18 protein-coding genes, 1 tRNA gene and 1 pseudogene are annotated in these 15,508 nt (G+C 69.6%); 8 read left to right on the top strand and 12 right to left on the bottom strand.

Annotation, left to right across the window (positions count from 1 at the left end; translation table 11 throughout):
* Positions 1 to 51 precede the first annotated feature (51 nt).
* Both QFZ62_RS11120 and QFZ62_RS11125 read right to left on the bottom strand, forming a co-directional pair.
* Positions 52 to 1,452, bottom strand: a complete 1,401-nt coding sequence (locus tag QFZ62_RS11120) for a GntP family permease (protein WP_307505591.1) — start codon at positions 1,450 to 1,452, stop codon at positions 52 to 54.
* A gap of 78 nt (positions 1,453 to 1,530) precedes the next feature.
* Complete coding sequence (locus tag QFZ62_RS11125) at positions 1,531 to 2,085, bottom strand: gluconokinase (RefSeq protein WP_307505594.1); 555 nt, start codon at positions 2,083 to 2,085, stop codon at positions 1,531 to 1,533.
* A gap of 158 nt (positions 2,086 to 2,243) precedes the next feature.
* On the opposite strand from QFZ62_RS11125, the gene QFZ62_RS11130 reads away from it, so the two are divergent.
* A complete protein-coding gene (locus QFZ62_RS11130; protein WP_307505596.1) occupies positions 2,244 to 2,987 on the top strand; it encodes a FadR/GntR family transcriptional regulator in 744 nt (247 codons plus the stop codon).
* A gap of 87 nt (positions 2,988 to 3,074) precedes the next feature.
* Here the strand turns inward: QFZ62_RS11130 and QFZ62_RS11135 are convergent, their stop codons facing one another.
* The 5 genes and pseudogenes from QFZ62_RS11135 to QFZ62_RS11145 form a co-directional block, all read right to left on the bottom strand.
* Positions 3,075 to 3,746, bottom strand: a complete 672-nt coding sequence (locus QFZ62_RS11135) for a hypothetical protein (protein ID WP_307505599.1) — start codon at positions 3,744 to 3,746, stop codon at positions 3,075 to 3,077.
* Between the two features lie 205 nt (positions 3,747 to 3,951).
* Complete coding sequence (locus QFZ62_RS15620; RefSeq protein ID WP_373425957.1) at positions 3,952 to 4,614, bottom strand: HNH endonuclease; 663 nt, start codon at positions 4,612 to 4,614, stop codon at positions 3,952 to 3,954.
* Positions 4,611 to 5,522, bottom strand: a complete 912-nt coding sequence (locus QFZ62_RS11140) for an AAA family ATPase (protein ID WP_307505604.1) — start codon at positions 5,520 to 5,522, stop codon at positions 4,611 to 4,613. The genes QFZ62_RS15620 and QFZ62_RS11140 overlap by 4 nt, the downstream gene beginning before the upstream one ends.
* Positions 5,523 to 5,762: 240 nt before the next feature.
* Positions 5,763 to 5,849, bottom strand: a pseudogene (locus QFZ62_RS15625) (ATP-binding protein); the annotation flags it as partial.
* Positions 5,850 to 6,067: 218 nt separating this feature from the next.
* Positions 6,068 to 6,141, bottom strand: a tRNA-Gly gene (locus QFZ62_RS11145).
* Between the two features lie 81 nt (positions 6,142 to 6,222).
* Here QFZ62_RS11145 and dcd point away from each other — a divergent pair.
* On the top strand, positions 6,223 to 6,828 hold the full coding sequence (dcd, locus tag QFZ62_RS11150; RefSeq protein WP_307505606.1) for a dCTP deaminase: 606 nt from the start codon (positions 6,223 to 6,225) through the stop codon (positions 6,826 to 6,828).
* 26 nt (positions 6,829 to 6,854) lie between these two features.
* Here dcd and QFZ62_RS11155 read toward each other — a convergent pair whose 3' ends face one another.
* On the bottom strand, positions 6,855 to 7,349 hold the full coding sequence (locus tag QFZ62_RS11155; protein WP_307505608.1) for an Lrp/AsnC family transcriptional regulator: 495 nt from the start codon (positions 7,347 to 7,349) through the stop codon (positions 6,855 to 6,857).
* Between the two features lie 164 nt (positions 7,350 to 7,513).
* Here QFZ62_RS11155 and ald point away from each other — a divergent pair, with 164 nt between their 5' ends.
* From ald to QFZ62_RS11170, 3 genes are all read left to right on the top strand, one after another.
* Positions 7,514 to 8,632, top strand: coding sequence for an alanine dehydrogenase (gene ald, locus QFZ62_RS11160; protein ID WP_307505611.1), 1,119 nt, complete (start codon positions 7,514 to 7,516; stop codon positions 8,630 to 8,632).
* 84 nt (positions 8,633 to 8,716) lie between these two features.
* On the top strand, positions 8,717 to 9,409 hold the full coding sequence (locus QFZ62_RS11165; protein WP_307505614.1) for an MmpS family transport accessory protein: 693 nt from the start codon (positions 8,717 to 8,719) through the stop codon (positions 9,407 to 9,409).
* A 7-nt stretch (positions 9,410 to 9,416) separates the two neighbouring features.
* Positions 9,417 to 10,118 (top strand): hypothetical protein, encoded by a 702-nt coding sequence (locus tag QFZ62_RS11170; RefSeq protein ID WP_307505617.1) that lies wholly within the window; start codon positions 9,417 to 9,419, stop codon positions 10,116 to 10,118.
* 46 nt (positions 10,119 to 10,164) lie between these two features.
* Here the strand turns inward: QFZ62_RS11170 and QFZ62_RS11175 are convergent, their stop codons facing one another.
* Positions 10,165 to 10,800, bottom strand: coding sequence for an isochorismatase family protein (locus QFZ62_RS11175; RefSeq protein WP_307505620.1), 636 nt, complete (start codon positions 10,798 to 10,800; stop codon positions 10,165 to 10,167).
* Positions 10,801 to 10,913: 113 nt separating this feature from the next.
* Between QFZ62_RS11175 and QFZ62_RS11180 the strand changes: the two genes are divergently transcribed.
* Positions 10,914 to 11,882 (top strand): GlxA family transcriptional regulator, encoded by a 969-nt coding sequence (locus QFZ62_RS11180; RefSeq protein ID WP_307505621.1) that lies wholly within the window; start codon positions 10,914 to 10,916, stop codon positions 11,880 to 11,882.
* Positions 11,883 to 11,893: 11 nt separating this feature from the next.
* Here the strand turns inward: QFZ62_RS11180 and QFZ62_RS11185 are convergent, their stop codons facing one another.
* The gene (locus QFZ62_RS11185; protein ID WP_307505624.1) at positions 11,894 to 12,334 is read right to left on the bottom strand and encodes a helix-turn-helix domain-containing protein; all 441 of its coding nucleotides are present in this window, start codon (positions 12,332 to 12,334) and stop codon (positions 11,894 to 11,896) included.
* 65 nt (positions 12,335 to 12,399) lie between these two features.
* Here QFZ62_RS11185 and QFZ62_RS11190 point away from each other — a divergent pair, with 65 nt between their 5' ends.
* Entirely contained in the window at positions 12,400 to 13,248 is an 849-nt protein-coding gene (locus tag QFZ62_RS11190; protein ID WP_307505627.1) for an NmrA family NAD(P)-binding protein, read from the top strand.
* Positions 13,249 to 13,502: 254 nt separating this feature from the next.
* Here QFZ62_RS11190 and QFZ62_RS11195 read toward each other — a convergent pair whose 3' ends face one another.
* Positions 13,503 to 14,012, bottom strand: coding sequence for a DIP1984 family protein (locus QFZ62_RS11195; RefSeq protein WP_307505630.1), 510 nt, complete (start codon positions 14,010 to 14,012; stop codon positions 13,503 to 13,505).
* A gap of 97 nt (positions 14,013 to 14,109) precedes the next feature.
* Between QFZ62_RS11195 and QFZ62_RS11200 the strand changes: the two genes are divergently transcribed.
* The gene (locus tag QFZ62_RS11200) at positions 14,110 to 14,718 is read left to right on the top strand and encodes a TetR/AcrR family transcriptional regulator (protein ID WP_307505632.1); all 609 of its coding nucleotides are present in this window, start codon (positions 14,110 to 14,112) and stop codon (positions 14,716 to 14,718) included.
* Between the two features lie 9 nt (positions 14,719 to 14,727).
* On the opposite strand, the gene QFZ62_RS11205 is transcribed toward QFZ62_RS11200, so the two are convergent.
* Positions 14,728 to 15,480 carry an SDR family NAD(P)-dependent oxidoreductase gene (locus QFZ62_RS11205; protein WP_307505636.1) on the bottom strand — a complete coding sequence of 251 codons (753 nt, stop codon included), beginning with the start codon at positions 15,478 to 15,480 and terminating at the stop codon, positions 14,728 to 14,730.
* Positions 15,481 to 15,508: the final 28 nt, after the last annotated feature.

A 15,508-nucleotide genomic window follows, 5' to 3' on the forward strand; every position in this document is an offset into this window, starting at 1 on the left:
CCGCCCCGCGGAATGCGGGACGGGCCTCGGATCGTCGTCGACGAAGGAGCGCTACGCCAGCGACGCCACCCCGAACACCGCCGCCGCGATCGCGAAGCCCATGAGGCCGATGGTGGTCTCCATCACGGTCCACGTCTTGAGGGTCGTCTTCACGTCCATCTCGAAGAAGCGGCCGACGAGCCAGAAGCCGGAGTCGTTCACGTGGCTCGCGACCACGGATCCGCCGGCCACCGCCACGACGAGCGCCGCGACCTGGAAGGCGTTGTAGTCGCCCGCGAGGATCGCCGGGGAGATGAGGCCCGCGGCCGTGGTGAGCGCGACAGTCGCCGAGCCCTGCGCGATGCGGAGGATCGCCGCGATGAGGAAGCCCGCCAGGATGATCGGGATGCCGAGGTCGCCGAGCACGTCGGCGAGGGCGCCGCCGATGCCGCTGGTGCGGAGGACGCCGCCGAACATGCCGCCGGCGCCGGTGATCAGGATGACCGAGCAGACCGGGCCGAGCGCCGACTCGAGCGTCTTCTCGAGGGCGGTCTTGTCGACCCCGCGGCGGCGGCCGAGCACGAACGCCGCGAACAGCAGCGAGATGAGGAGCGCGACGGGCGTCTCGCCGAGGGTGCGGAGCACCTGGTACCAGGCCTGGTCGCTGGTGCCCTCGGGGAGGATCCCGCCGGTGGACGCGGCGTTGAGGCCCGTGTTCATGAAGATCAGGAGGAGCGGCAGCAGCAGCACGGCGACGACGGTGCCGAAGCTCGGCGGGTTGGACTCGGCGTGCTCGTCGGCCTCGCCCAGGAGCGAGGGGACCGGCAGCACGAACTTCTTGCCGACCCACAGGCCGTAGAGGTACGCCGTGACGTACCAGGTGGGGATCGCGGCGACGAGGCCGACGATGATCACGATGCCGACGTTCGCGCCGAAGAACTCGCTGGCCGCGACCGGGCCGGGGTGCGGCGGCACGAAGATGTGCATCACCGAGAAGGCGCCCGCGGCGGGGAGGCCGTAGCGGAGCACGCCGCCGCCGAGGCGACGGGCCACCGAGAACACGATGGGCAGCATCACGACGAGGCCGGCGTCGAAGAAGATCGGGAAGCCGAAGATCAGCGACGCGACGCCCAGCGCGAAGGGCGCGCGCTTCTCGCCGAACAGGCGGATCAGCGTGTCGGCCAGCGTCTTCGCGCCGCCGCTGGTCTCCACCAGGCGGCCGAGCATGGCGCCGAGGCCCACCAGGAGCGCGACGGTGCCGAGGGTGGATCCGAAGCTGCCGACGAGCACGGTCACGATCTGCGAGGTCGGGATGCCGGTGGCGAACGCGGTGATGAGGCTCACCAGGATCAGGGCCACGAACGCGTGGACGCGCAGCGTGATGATCAGGAACAGCAGGACGGCGATGGCGCCGGCGGCGATCAGGAGGAGCGGACCCGCGGTGAGGGTCTGCGTCCAGTCTTCGATGGTCATGTTCTCTCCATTGACGAACGGGGTGGTGCGGATGCAGGTGGCACCGCGGGCGAGCCGCGGCGGGGCGGGCGGGTGGCGTTAACGGGCGTCGGCGGTGCCGGTGCCACTGCCGGCGGCGTCGGTCTCGAGCCCGAGCTCGCGCGTGATGCGGGCCGTGACCTCGTCGGGCGTGCCGACGTTCTCGATCGCGAGGCCGGGCTCGTCGTCCTGGAGCGGCTCGAGCGTGCTGATCTGCGTGGGCAGCAGCGACGCCGGCATGAAGTGGCCGCTGCGGCTCTTCATGCGCTCGCGGATGAGATCGGGGTCGCCGGAGAGGTGCACGAAGGACACGTCGCCGTCGGCCCCGCGGAGGAGGTCCCGGTAGGAGCGCTTGAGGGCGGAGCAGGTGACGACGGTGCTGCGGCCGGCACCGGCCTCGCCGGTCATCCAGTCGCGCATGGCCTCGAGCCACGGCCAGCGGTCGTCGTCGGTGAGGGGCGTGCCGGCGGTCATCTTCTCGATGTTGGCGGCGGGATGGAACTCGTCCGCCTCGGCGAAGGTCCAGCCGAGCACCTCGGTGAGGTGGGTGGCGATCGTGGTCTTGCCGGATCCGGAGATCCCCATCACGACGATGTGGCGCGGACGTGCGGCCATGCTGACTCCCTTGTCGGTCCATGCGCGCGGCGAAGAGCCGTCGCGCCGAGAAAGGTAACACTTATATCGGGCCGGACGGAAGGGCGCAGCTCGGGCGGCATCGGTCGACCTATGCTCGTCGAGACGGTCGGATGGCCGGCGCTCACCCGGAGAGGACCATGACGACGCGGTCAGCTCCCACCCCGGCACCGACGCCCGCCCCCGTGGGGACGGTCGGGCCCGCCGCGGAGGTCATGCCCACGCGGATCATCGACGCGATCGGCCGGGACATCGTCGACGGCGCGCTCGCCGAGGGCAGCCGCCTTACCATCGAGGACCTGCAGCGTCGCTTCGGCGTCTCCCGCACGGTGGTGCGCGACTGCGTGCGCGTGCTCGAGGCGATGGCGCTCATCGTGCCGAAGCGCCGCGTCGGCCTCGTGGTGCAGGGCCCGGACCGCTGGAACGTCTACGACCCGCGCATCATCCGCTGGCGCCTCGCCGGGCCCGGCCGGGCGGACCAGTTCCGCTCCCTCACCCAGCTGCGCCGCGCAGTCGAGCCGGTCGCGGCGTCACTCGCTGCGCGCAATGCCACCGCCGCTCAGCGCACGCGCATCGCCGAGCTCGCGGTGGATCTTCGCCGCCTCGGCGAGGCCGGCGCCCTCGTCGACTTCCTCGCCGCCGACATCGAGTTCCACCACCTGATCCTCGAGGCCAGCGGCAACGACATGTTCTGCGCGCTCCGCGAGGTCATCACGGAGGTGCTGAGTGGGCGGACGCATCAGGGGCTGATGCCGCGGACGCCGCGAAATAACGCATTGCAAAACCACGAGCAGGTGGCGGCGGCCATTCAAGCTGGTGACGCGGCCGTCGCGGAAGCCTGCATGGCGTTCGTTTTAGCGGAGGTTAGTGACGCGATCCGCTGAATAAGCCAAGCGGTCAGATGACGGACTATGTATCAAGTGAGGTGACCACCTCATTGATTCGTGCTACCCGCGCGATGCGTAAAATTTTTACGCCTTTAGTTGGTTGCGAGCCCATGAGCATAGGCGTCCGACGAGGGCATCTACTGTTTTGATGTATGCCTCGGCCCCCACGCCATCGACAACATCGCGGCGCTCGTGGACGTCGGTCGCAAAGGATCGCGCCTTTAACATATCATTTTGCAAAGCCGCAGGTAAACCAAGATCCTGATACATCCGTCGCGTCGAGCGAATCTTGCCGCGGGAGCCCATGCCAAAGTGTAAATAATGCACAACTCGTAAAGCTTGCTTGAGATCCGCATAACTATTCCCAACGATCTCTGCCCCAAGGCGTGCGGACGTTGTTGAGGTGTTGTATGTGCTTCGCCGCAACCGCTCCCGCACAATACGCTCGTAGAAACTCAGCAGATCAGCCGTCCGATCAATTTCGGTTTCAGTGCTAATTGCGGCGACTTGCGACATTGTGCCCACTGCCCCTGTTGGGCTTGTGTCTTTGGTAGTGACTGGCGATTCCAGTGCACCAGGAAGCGTAACTCGCTTGTTTCCCTCCAGATCAACCACGGCTGAAGCGGCTGAAGCGTCTGAAGCGCTGCCTATAGGTTCGTTGACGACTCCGTCTTCTTCGTGTTCGTCATCGTCATCGTCAACGTCTTCTTCGCCGGGGGTTGCAGAGACTGACGTTAGGTTTGACTTCTTACCCACAGTACTCGCCTTAAGTTCTGCGGCTCTCTCGTTTCCTTTTCGGGTGCGACCTTTGGCGCCCCAAAGCTCGATCTCCTCGATACTAGTCAGAAGAGCTGCGAGAGGGCGCCTTAGGAGGAGCAAAGCTACAACTGCGAATACTGGCCACGCAATAGCCGAAGCAAAGTCAAAGCACAGGCTTACCCAGTCGTAGGAATATAAGGTGCTATGCGCGTTCATGACTAGTCGATTCTACTGATTGGATAGGAAACCCATGCGAAGCGAGCATGGCCATCACTGTTTCGCGGAATTCGCCGCTTAATGCGTCTTCTTGGATGACGTCCGCTAATATGGCTCGAACTGGCGCTTCGCTGGAGTGCCAGCGCTCGATAAGCGCTCTTACGTGATCTAGCCTTCTGGCGCGGGAAGTCACAAGGTCAATGCGGTTCAGCCCGAGCTTCATCACTGTCAGCTCTGCGCGCGAATCGCCTTTCGTCCAGTCCATCCACGCGCCTGCCGGTGCTAGGCGTACATTTATCTCATCGTCGTAGGGATTGAGTAGGCTAAGCGACTCGACGAAGTAACTACCTTTACGTGTATTACACTGCTCGCAGGCGCTTGTCAAGTTGTCCCACTCATGAGCTAGAGCGGGAGCATAATTCTTGGGAACAATGTGCTCCACATGCGGGTAGGATACGTCCTCAACGTAGCCCTCACAGTACGCACACTTCGCATCAGTTTCTTCGCGTAGTCGAATTTTGATCTCTCGGTGCCGCCATTTTTCTTGTGAGCGCCGAGTTTCCGCCGAGGCATTAATATAGTTTTGCGTCCACTCGGCACCAAAGTCGACTAGAACGCGCGGGGGGTCAAGTTTCCTCAAACGCCTCAAGGCTCGCCAATCGTATTTGCATTGTCGATAGTACGCAAGACGGCAGCAGGAAAGTCGGATTCAAGCCCCATCTGCACAAGTTCGGCCCGTAGCTGTAGCAGGGTTTCGGTTGACACGGATCCCGTTAGATGCCGCGCAACTATCTCGTCAAAACGCCGCTCCGCCCAGATGGGCATGATTGAAGGAACTCCTAAAACGCGCTTGAGTGTCTCGTCTGCCCCCGCCGCCTTATTGGAGTAATCTAACTGACGCGATTCAACCTTATTGTCGTCATTATATTCAAGCGCATAGACGGCAGAATCCGGCGTGGCAGTTACAACGAATGGGCTGTGAGTCGCCACGATGAACCGCACTCCGGGAAATGCATCCAAAAGCCTCGGTAGCAGTTCACGCTGCAGACTTGGATGTAAGTGATTTTCAGGTTCATCGAGAATGGCCGTAAATGAGGAATGACCTCTCGATCGGAGAAACACTTGCCATGCAACATCAAGGATAGCGGAGATCCCGCCTGATGCGTCATCTATTACGAAATCGCCTGTCTCCGTCTCAACAATGATATCCGGAGCTTCAACTCGGAGTCTGCGATATCGAAGACTGGTTGGTAGTACGGCTGCTACCACATGCTGGAATCCTTCCCACATAGCGGCCGCATCAGCGTTGTACGTCACGTGATCGTTGCCCTGGTTGCCAAAGACGGCCGCCGCTATCAGCGTTTCTTTTAATGCCAGTTGCGAAGTTCGACCGGTCCATTGGCCCGCCCATTGATTCCGACGCTCTGTGGCGTACTGCTCAAATAGTTGTTCGGAGGCCGGAAATGTCGTCGGAATAGATGATACGGTCGTGTAGTTGCCGTTGGCGGGACGATGGGAGTTTAGAAACAACCCAACGACCGGCTGCTGCAGTGGCATATATATGTCGTACGCCTGTCGAACGGCCGCACCCATCTCGGGCACATTAATGCGGGTCTCGACACCATTAGTGTAAGTGAGGGAGCCGACATCGCCCCAGGAGCCCCCATCTTGAATCATGCGGGCGCGTCGACGTGGCCCAAGACTTTCCCAGGTGCGCCCTTCAGACTTGCGGCCGGGCGCCGACGAGTAAGTCCTGTGCCAATTAAAGTGACGCGACAGGATTCCTAAGAGTGTGCTTTTTCCACTTGCGTTCGCACCCGTAAGGATTGTGAGACGGGGGTGGAAGGTTATATCCACATCCGAAAACTGGCGCCACTCGGACACGGTCAAACGATTAAATGCGTCAGACAATCAGGCCCTCGAAGCAGTTATAATCAGCGTCCGGCCGCGCTGGCATTCATGCCCTGGGCATAATTAGCGTTGATGTGATCTCGCATGTGGTGAGCGAGTGCACTCAAGCTGGCCGTGAAAGGAGAGATTCCAGTCCGTTCAACAGTGCCCGAAGTCTATCTACGGCAGTCAACCCAATTCGGGGGGGGGTGTGGAGCGAGTGACGGGAATCGAACCCGCGCTATCAGCTTGGGAAGCTGAAGTTCTACCATTGAACTACACTCGCGCGACCGGCTTGGAGCCGGGTCGAGACCACAGCCTAGCAAGACTCCGGCCGGGCGCCACCCCGCGCCGGTAGGCTCCTGCCGTGCTCCTCTCCGACCGTGACATCACCGCCGAGCTCGACGCCGGACGAGTGGCCCTCGACCCCTACGACCCCGGGATGCTGCAGCCCGCGAGCATCGACGTGCGGATCGACCGGTTCTTCCGGCTGTTCGACAACCACAAGTACCCCTACATCGACCCCGCCGAGGACCAGCCCGAGCTGACCCGCCTCATCGAGTCGAAGCCGGGGGAGCCGTTCATCCTGCACCCGGGCGAGTTCGTGCTCGGATCCACGTTCGAGATGGTCACGCTGCCCGACGACGTCGCCGCGCGTCTCGAGGGCAAGAGCTCGCTCGGCCGCCTCGGCCTCCTCACGCACTCCACCGCCGGCTTCATCGACCCCGGGTTCTCCGGCCACGTCACCCTGGAGCTGTCGAACGTCGCGACGCTCCCCATCAAGCTCTGGCCCGGGATGAAGATCGGCCAGCTCTGCTTCTTCCGCCTGTCGTCGCCCGCCGAGAAGCCCTACGGATCCGGCGAGTACGCCTCCCGCTACCAGGGCCAGCGCGGCCCGACCGCCTCCCGCTCGTACCTCAACTTCGTGCACACGGACGTGACGGTGACGGACGCGGGCCAGCCCGGCGAGTAGCTCTGGGCCCGCGGCCGTCTAGCGCGCTAGACAGCCGGATCCCCCACCGCCGGCCCCGAGTAGTGGTGGTCGAAGACCACGCTCGTGCGGGTCGACGCCACGGCCGGGTGCGCCGATAGGTGGTCGAGGACGAAGTCGCGGAGGTGGTCGCTGTCGCGGACGGCGATGTGGACGATGAAGTCCTCGGAACCGCCGAGGAAGAAGAGCTGCACCACGTCGGCCAGCTCGCGCATCTCGTCGGCGAAGCGGGCCATCTCGTGTCGGGCGCCCGCGCGGATCGCGATGCTGATGAGCGCCTGCAGGCCCACGCCCACCGCGTCGGCGTCGATGGTGGCGGTGAAGCCGGTGATCACGCCGCGCTCCACGAGGCCGCGCACGCGGGTCACGCAGGTCGACGGCGCGATGCCCGCCTGCTCGGCGAGGCGGCTGTTCGGGGTGCGCGCGTCGGCCCGGAGGAGCGCGACGAGCGTGCGGTCGATCTCGTCCAGGGGCTCGCGCGTCCGCGAATCCTTCGTCGGCATCGGTCGTCCGTCCTCTCGGGGTGAAGGATCGCGCAGGAGGAGCGCCCTTCGGCGAAGATCCTACGGAACGTCGCCAGGAACAGCGCACGATGGCCATATTGGGACTCGCCCTCCCGCATCGCCGCCGCCGGTCGCACCTCGCGGGATGACGAGACGGAGCGCGCATGAAGGTCGGGATCCCCACCGAGGTCAAGAACAACGAGAACCGGGTCGCCGCCACGCCCGCGGGCGTGCACGAGCTCGTGCGCCGCGGCCACGAGGTGCTCGTGCAGGAGGGCGCGGGGCTCGGATCCAGCATCACCGACGCCGACTACGTCGAGGCGGGCGCGACCATGGTCGCCACGGCCGACGAGGTGTGGGGCCAGGCGGATCTGCTGCTCAAGGTCAAGGAGCCGATCCTCGAGGAGTACCCGCGCATGCGCGCCGGCCAGACCCTCTTCACCTACCTGCACCTCGCCGCGTCGCGCCCCTGCACGGACGCGCTCGTCGCGTCCGGCACCACGGCCATCGCCTACGAGACGGTGCAGCTCCCCAACCGCCAGCTCCCGCTCCTCCAGCCGATGAGCGAGGTCGCCGGCCGGCTCTCCACGCAGGTCGGCGCGTACCACCTGATGCGCGCGGCCGGCGGGCGCGGGATCCTCCTCGGCGGCGTGCCCGGCACTCCGAAGGCGCGCGTCGTCGTGATCGGCGGCGGTGTCGCGGGCGAGCACGCGGCGGCGAACGCGCTCGGCATGGGCGCCGACGTGACGGTCATCGACCTCTCGATCCCGCGGCTCCGCGAGCTCGAGGTGCGGTTCGGCGGGCAGGTGCAGACGCGCGTCTCCTCCGCCTACGAGATCGCGGCGCAGCTGAAGGACGCCGACCTCGTCATCGGGTCCGTGCTGATCCCCGGCGCGCAGGCCCCGAAGCTCGTCACCGACGAGATGGTCGCGACCATGAAGAAGGGGTCCGTGCTCGTCGACATCGCCATCGACCAGGGCGGCTGCTTCGAGGGATCCCGGCCCACGACCCACGACGACCCGACCTTCGCCGTGCACGACAGCGTCTACTACTGCGTCGCCAACATGCCGGGCGCGGTGCCCGAGACCTCGACGCGCGCGCTCACGAACGCGACGCTCCCGTACGTGATCGCCCTCGCCGAGAAGGGCTGGAAGCGGGCCCTCGCGGGGGATCCGGCGCTCGCCCTCGGCCTCAACGTGCACGACGGGCACGTGACCGAGCCGCACGTGGCGGCGGCGCTGGGACTGCCGCTCACGCCGGTCGCGGACGTGCTCGCGGGCTGAGGCGGGGCGGCTCCGGTGCCGGTCGTCGCGGGATCGTGACCCCGTGGCGCCCGACCGCGGCCGGATCCCTGGCAGGGTCGAACCATGACCTTCCGCTACGCGCCCGAACCCGAACCGACCGGACCCCGCGAGCGGAAGACCACGAACCCGGTCGGCCTGGCGGCGCTCATCGTGGGGATCGTCGCGCTCGTCGGCGCGGTCATCCCGCTCGTCAACTACGGGTCGGGCTTCGTGGCGTTCGTCGGCATCGTGCTGGGGATCATCGGCCTGGTCCTCGCGGACCGCCCCAAGGGCACCGCGCTCGGCGGGCTCGTCGTGAGCGTGGTGGCGCTGGTGCTCTCGGTGCTGCTGGCCATCGCCTACACGGTGGGGATCGCGACCCTGATCGGCACCGCGGTGGAGGACTCGCAGACCACCTCGGGCGCCGAGTCGCAGGACGACGCGATCGTCGCGGGCGACGTCACCGTCACGTACGAGCTGAGCGGCACGCTGCCCGCGGTCGACGCGGCGTGGACGGGCCGCGTCGGCGACCTGCTCGGCGCCCAGGAGGCGACCGCGCAGACGCTGCCGTTCACGCGCGAGGTCGAGCTCCCCGCGGGCAGCGCCTACGACGACGAGCGCCTGATCCTCGTCGGCACGGGCGGCGCCGAGGAGGGCGAGGTGACCTGCCGGATCCTCGTGGACGGCGACGTGCTCACCGAGCAGACCTCCCGCGGCGCCGCGGCCCGGGCGGCGTGCGTGGCGACGGCCGCCGAGGTCCGCTCGGCCGCCGGCTGATCCACCCGTGAGCGGCACGCGCACGGGATACGAGAGCAGCGAGCCCGTCACCGTGGGACCGGTGCTGCCGGTCAACGAGGTCGGCGTCGCGGGGCTCGTCGTGAGCACGGTGGTCCTCCTCGCGTCCCTCATCCCGTTCGTGAACTGGTTCACCCTGTGGGTCGCGCCGGTGGGGATCGTGCTCGCGATCGTGGCGCTCGCCCTTCCGCGGAAGCCCAAGCGCGCGGCCGCCGTCGGGCTGGTGCTCGGCGTCCTCGCCGTGGTGCTCTCGACGCTGCTGCCGCCCGCCTACGTCGGCCAGCCGGTGCTCCCGATCTGGTGGATCGCCATCGCGTCCGAGGGGGAGGCGCCGGCTGCCGTCGGCGAGCCCGAGGTCGTGGCGCCCGTCACGGTCGCGTACGAGCTCACCGGGTCCGCGACCGCTGTCGAGGCGGTGTGGCGCGAGGGTCTGCAGGCGACCGACGGCTACGAGCTGGTGGCGGCGCAGTCGCTGCCCTTCACGACGGAGGTGGCCACCTACGTCACCCGGGCGGCCGTCGCGGACGCGTCCTCGCTCATCCTGGGCGCGACGATCGGCGAGGCCGGCGGCGACGTGACATGCCGGATCCGCGTGGGCGACCGCGTGGTCGCCGAGGGGACGGCGACGGGCGCGGGGGAGACGGCCGGGTGCTCCGTCGAGGCGGAACGCCTCCGCGCCTTCCGGCCCTAGCCGGCCGCGACGGGAGGCGGTCGGACCGGAGTGCGCGGGCCGGGGATCAGCCCGCGGAGCGCGCCGCGCCCGCGACGGCGGAGCTGCCGAGGTCGTCCGTCGGGAGGGCCTGGCCCGCGGTGACCGCCTCGATCCACGCGTCGGTCGTCGCGACCGCCGCGTAGTTGGAGTGCAGCAGCGTCATGAGCGTGCCGTGCACGGTGGCTGCGTCGACGGATCCCGCCGCGTTCTCGAGGGCGATCGCGCCGGTCGCGTCGGAGAGCACCTCCGCCGCGACCTCGTACCCGTCGGCCTCGACCGCCGACGCGAGGATGCAGTTGTTGGTCATGTAGCCGACCAGCGTGATCGTGTCGAGGCCCTCCGCGCGCAGCCAGTCGGCGAAGTCGGTGCCCGCGAAGACGGAGCCCTTCGTCTTCACGAGGCCCTTCCACGCGTCCGTCCGGCGCGACTCGATCTCCGGGTGCAGCCGGTACGCCTCGCTCGTCGGGTCGAAGACGGGCGCGCCCTCGCCGGCGGTGTGCTGCACGACGACGACGGGGATCCCGGCCGCGGTGGCGGCGTCGATCGCGCGGCCGATGGTGCGCACCGAGTCATCGCGGTCGGGGTGGCGGATCTCGAGGGGGCCGCCGAAGTACTCCTGCTGGATGTCGACGAGGACGAGGGCGCGGCGGGGTGCGGTCATGGGGATCTCCTGGATCGGGTCGCGGGCGGGCGCCGGATGCGGCGCCGTCCCTCGATCATCGCCGCGATCCCCGGTAGGCACCCGTGGCCCGCAGGCACTCCTACGATGGATCCGTGCCACATGCAGGAGACAAGGTCCGGATCGCCGTCTACGCGTTCGACGGCATCACGATGTTCCACCTGGCCGTCCCGCAGATGGTCTTCGACGAGGTGCGGCGGCAGGGGCTCGGCGACTGGGAGACCGTGCTCTTCTCGGACCGCGCCGGCTCGATCCTCACCGCGGAGGGCCACCGGCTCGGCGGGGTGCGGGGGCTGCGCGCGGCGGAGGAGGCGGACGTCGTGGTCATCCCGTCGTGGATCGACGACGGCCGGGACCCGCGCCCCGCCTTCCGCCGCACGGTCGTCGCGGCCCACGCGCGCGGCGCCGCGGTCGCCGGCCTCTGCCTCGGTGCGATCGCCGTCGCCGACCTCGGGCTCCTCGCCGGCCGCGGCGCCGCCACGCACTGGAACGCCGTGGAGGGACTGGCGGCGCGGCACCCGGGGATCGCCGTCGACGGATCCGCGCTCTACCTCGACCACGGCGACGTGCTCACCTCGGCCGGCACCGCCTCCGGGCTCGACGCCTGCCTGCACATGGTGCGCACGCGGCTCGGCGCGGCGGCCGCCAACCGGGTCGCGCGCAGTCTCGTCGTGGCGCCGCACCGCGAGGGCGGGCAGGCGCAGTACATCGAGCGGCCCGTCGCGGCGGACGAGGCGGGGGACCCGGTCGCCGTCGCCACCGCGTGGGCCCTCGCGCACCTCGGGGAGGACCTCGGCGTCGACCGGCTCGCCGAGGTCGCGCACATGAGCCGGCGGTCGTTCCTCCGCGCGTTCCGGCGCTCGACCGCATCCACGCCCGCGGCCTGGGTGCGCTCCCGCCGGCTCGACGAGGCGCGGCGGCTGCTGGAGACCACCGACCTGCCCGTCGAGCGGATCTCCGCGGACTGCGGCTTCGGCACCTCCGTCACCCTGCGGCAGGCCTTCGCGGCCGCCTTCGGGGTCACGCCGTCGAGCTACCGGCAGCGGTTCGACGCGCGGGCGTAGGGAGGGTCGCGTCAGGGAGCGAGCGCGGGCGGGACCTCGCACGTGGGGCGGCCCGCGCGGTCGTCCGCCACGACGGGGACGGGCAGGGGCGCGGCGTCGCGCTCGGCGGCCCCGGCCGGATCCGCGGCGGGATCCCGCGGCACGGTGCTCGCCCACGCGTTCATCGCCTCGAGGACGGGCCGGAGCCCGCGCCCGACGTCTGTGAGGTCGTAGACGACCCGCGGCGGGATCTCGGCGTACGCCGTGCGCGTCACGAGGCCGTGCTCCTCGAAGCGCCGGAGCCGGTCGGAGAGGGTGTGCGCGCTGATGCCGGGGAGCGCGGCCCGCAGCTCGGTGAACCGGAGGGGGCCGCCGAGGAGCTCGCGCACGATGAGGGTCGCCCACGGCCCGTCGATGAGGCCGAGGAAGCGCGCGACGCCGCACTCGGGCCACACATCCGGGGAGAACGCCATGAGTCCGACCCTAGCGCTCGTGGTGCAGTTGACGTAACCGGTGCATCGCATGCATCAATGGGCGCATGACCTTCCTCATCCACGGCGCCACCGGCGCCCAGGGCGCTCCCGTGCTGGCCGCCCTCCTCCCGTCCGCTCCCGACACCCGCGCCGCCGTGCGCGACGCCGCCGCCTACTCCGGGCCGGGCACGGCCGTCTCGGTCGACCTCTCCTCCGCCGACTCCCTGGCCGCGGCCTACGCGGACGTCGACGGCGTGTTCCTGCACCTCCCGATCGGATCCCCGGCGCAGCAGGCGACCCAGGCGGCCGCCGTGGTCGAGGCGGTCCGCCGCGCCCGTCCGGGCCGCATGGTGCTCTCCACGAGCGGCGCGCGCGTCGACGTGCCCGGAGATGACGACAGCCCCTTCACCGTCATCACCCGCGGGATCCGCGAGGCCGGCGTCTCGCTCGCCGTCGTCGAGCCCCGCCTGTACCTCGAGAACCTGCTCATGCCGATCGTCGTCGGACCGGCGCGCGAGGAGGGCGTCCTGCGCTACCCGCTGCGCGACGGCTACGCGGTCTCCTGGAGCTCGCACCTCGACGTCGCCGACGTGGTCGTGCGCCTCCTCGAGGACGCCTCCGTCACGGGCGTCGTCGGCATCGGCGCGCTCCCGGCCCTCACCGGCGCGGACCTCGCCGCGGGCTTCGCGGAGCACCTCGGGCGCGACGTGCGCTACGAGCCGCTGACGCCGGACGAGTTCGGCGAGCGGATCATCCCGCTCTTCGGCGAGGCGGGCGCGCGGCCGGTCATCGAGGCGTACCGCTGGCGCGCCACGCAGGAGGCGGACGCCGTCGACGAGGCCACGAGCGCGCAGACCCGGCTCGGGCTGACGCCGCGCTCGGTGCGCGCGTGGCTCCGCGACATCGGCGCCTGACGGCCTGACCGCCTGAGCGGCGGGCCCGGCGCATCCGCACCGGGCCCGCCCGTGGGGCGAGGTCCCCGATCCCTCCCTCGTCGTCCGACCGGCACGTGGTGGTGAGCTGTACCCGTGCACCGTTCCCGGTGCGAGGTGCGGGGCTGACTCGTGCTCGGCTCTCGCCGGGTGCGCTGCCCTCCGCGCCACAGGTGGATCAGGATGCCCGCTGATCCGCCGGGGTGTGCCCGCTCCGGACGACTACCGACTCGCCCCTAGTCCTCCGTCGCCTCGACCTCCCCGATCAGCGCCGCCTCCCCGATCAGCTCGACCTCCCAGTTGGCGCGCTGGATCCGCGCGTCGAGCTCCCGCAGCTGCCGCGCCGCGTCGTCGGCGCGCTCGCGCACCTCGCGGATGGGGAGCGCCGCGATCTGCCGCAGCTCGCTCCGCATCTGCCGCTGCGCGTACACGCCCGACCGGCCCACGGCGGCATCGGCCGCGTCGGTGAGGATCCCGTGCCGCAGCCGCAGCGCGTCCCGCCGGGCGAGCGCCGCCGTGAGGGGCGTGCCGTCCTCGAGGGTCGCCGCCGTGTTGGTCAGGTTGATCCGCGTCACGAGCGCCGCCAGCCGGTCGACCGCTCCATCCGCCTCCGCGAGCAGCGCGGCCGCGTCCTCCGCGGGATCCTCGCCCTCCTGGTACCGGGCGCTCGCCTGGATCCGGCTCCGCAGCTGCTCGATGCGACGCTGCAGGTCGGACCGGTCCATCAGCGCCTCGGCGAGTCTCATGCGTCCACCGTGCCACAGGGTCCGCGGTCGCCGCGAGGCGTCGAGGACGCGACCGGAGCACCCGGCCCGACCCCGCCCGCGGGATACGATTCCCGTCATGCCGCCGACCCCGCCGAGCGAGCGCTCCGCCCTCGGCCGCCCCGCCGCGATCGACGCGCAGGACCTCGCGCGCGTGGCCATCGGCCTGTTCGCGGAGCGCGGCTACGACGCCGTGAGCATGGCGGACATCGCCGAGGCCGCGGGCGTCGGCCGCCGCAGCCTGTTCCGCTACTACCCGACGAAGGCCGACCTCGTGTGGGCGGGCGCGGACGTCGTGGGCGCGGAGCTGGAGCGGCTCCTCGGGGAGGGCCCGGGCGACCTGCCGCTGGGGGAGGCCTACGCCGACGCGTTCGTCGGCGCGCTGGGCCCGCGCTTCCTCGACGTCGGCATGACCCGGGTGCGGCTGCGGATCATCGACGCGCACCCCGACCTGCACAGCCGCTCGTCGCCGCGCATCACCGCCGCGTCGCCCGCGCTCGCCGCGTTCGTGGGGCGCGGCCTGCCGGAGCTCGCCGGCACGCTCGAGGCGGCCGCCGTCGCCGAGGCGCTCGCCGCGGCGAGCCACGTCGCGCTCCGCTGGTGGGCCGCGCGCTCGGACGACGAACGGCCCGACGCATCGATCCGCCGGGCCGTCCGCGCGCTCGCGCTCCCCGGCGCGTCCCGCTGACGCCGTCCGCTAGACCGCGGACCAGCCGCCGTCCGAGGCGAGGATCACGCCGTTGACGTTGCTGCTCTGGTCGCTCGCGAGCCAGACGACGGAGTTGGCCATCTCGTCCGCCTCGACCGGGGCGGGGACGATGGTCTGCATGATCGGTCCCAGGACGCGGCCGGCGCGCTCGGAGCGCATGGGCGCCTCGATGGCCGTGTTGGTCGCGCCCGGCGCCACGGCGTTCGCGCGGATGCCCTGCCCGGCGTAGAGCACGGCCGTGTTCTTGGTCATGCCCGCGACCGCGTGCTTGGAGGCGGTGTACGCGAGCCCGGCCGCGGATCCGCGGAGCGCCGCCTCGGAGGCGATGTTGACGATCGCGCCCTTCCCGGCCTCGATCATGAGCGGGAGCACCGCGCGCGTCAGGCGCATGACGGCCGTCACGTTCACCGCGAACACGAGGTCCCACGTGCGGTCGTCGACCTCGGCGGCGGGGAGGAACCCGTCCATGATCCCGGCGACGTTCGCGAGCACGTCGACGCGTCCGTCGGCCGCGGCGACGATCGCCTGCACGCCGTCCTCCGTCGTGATGTCGCCCACGACGGGCACGAGGTCGAGGTCGGGGTTCTCGGCGACGAGCGCGTCGAGGCGCTCGGCGGAGACGTCGGCGGCGATCACGCGCGCACCCTCGCGGGCGAAGCGGAGCGCCGAGGCACGGCCGATGCCGCTGCCGGCGCCGGTGACGATGGCGGTGCGTCCGCCGAACTGCTGGTCCTGGGTCATGTCGTTCCCTCGCTGTCGGGCCGGCCGC

The sequence above is a fragment of the Clavibacter sp. B3I6 genome (genome assembly GCF_030816895.1).
Taxonomy (GTDB): domain Bacteria; phylum Actinomycetota; class Actinomycetes; order Actinomycetales; family Microbacteriaceae; genus Clavibacter.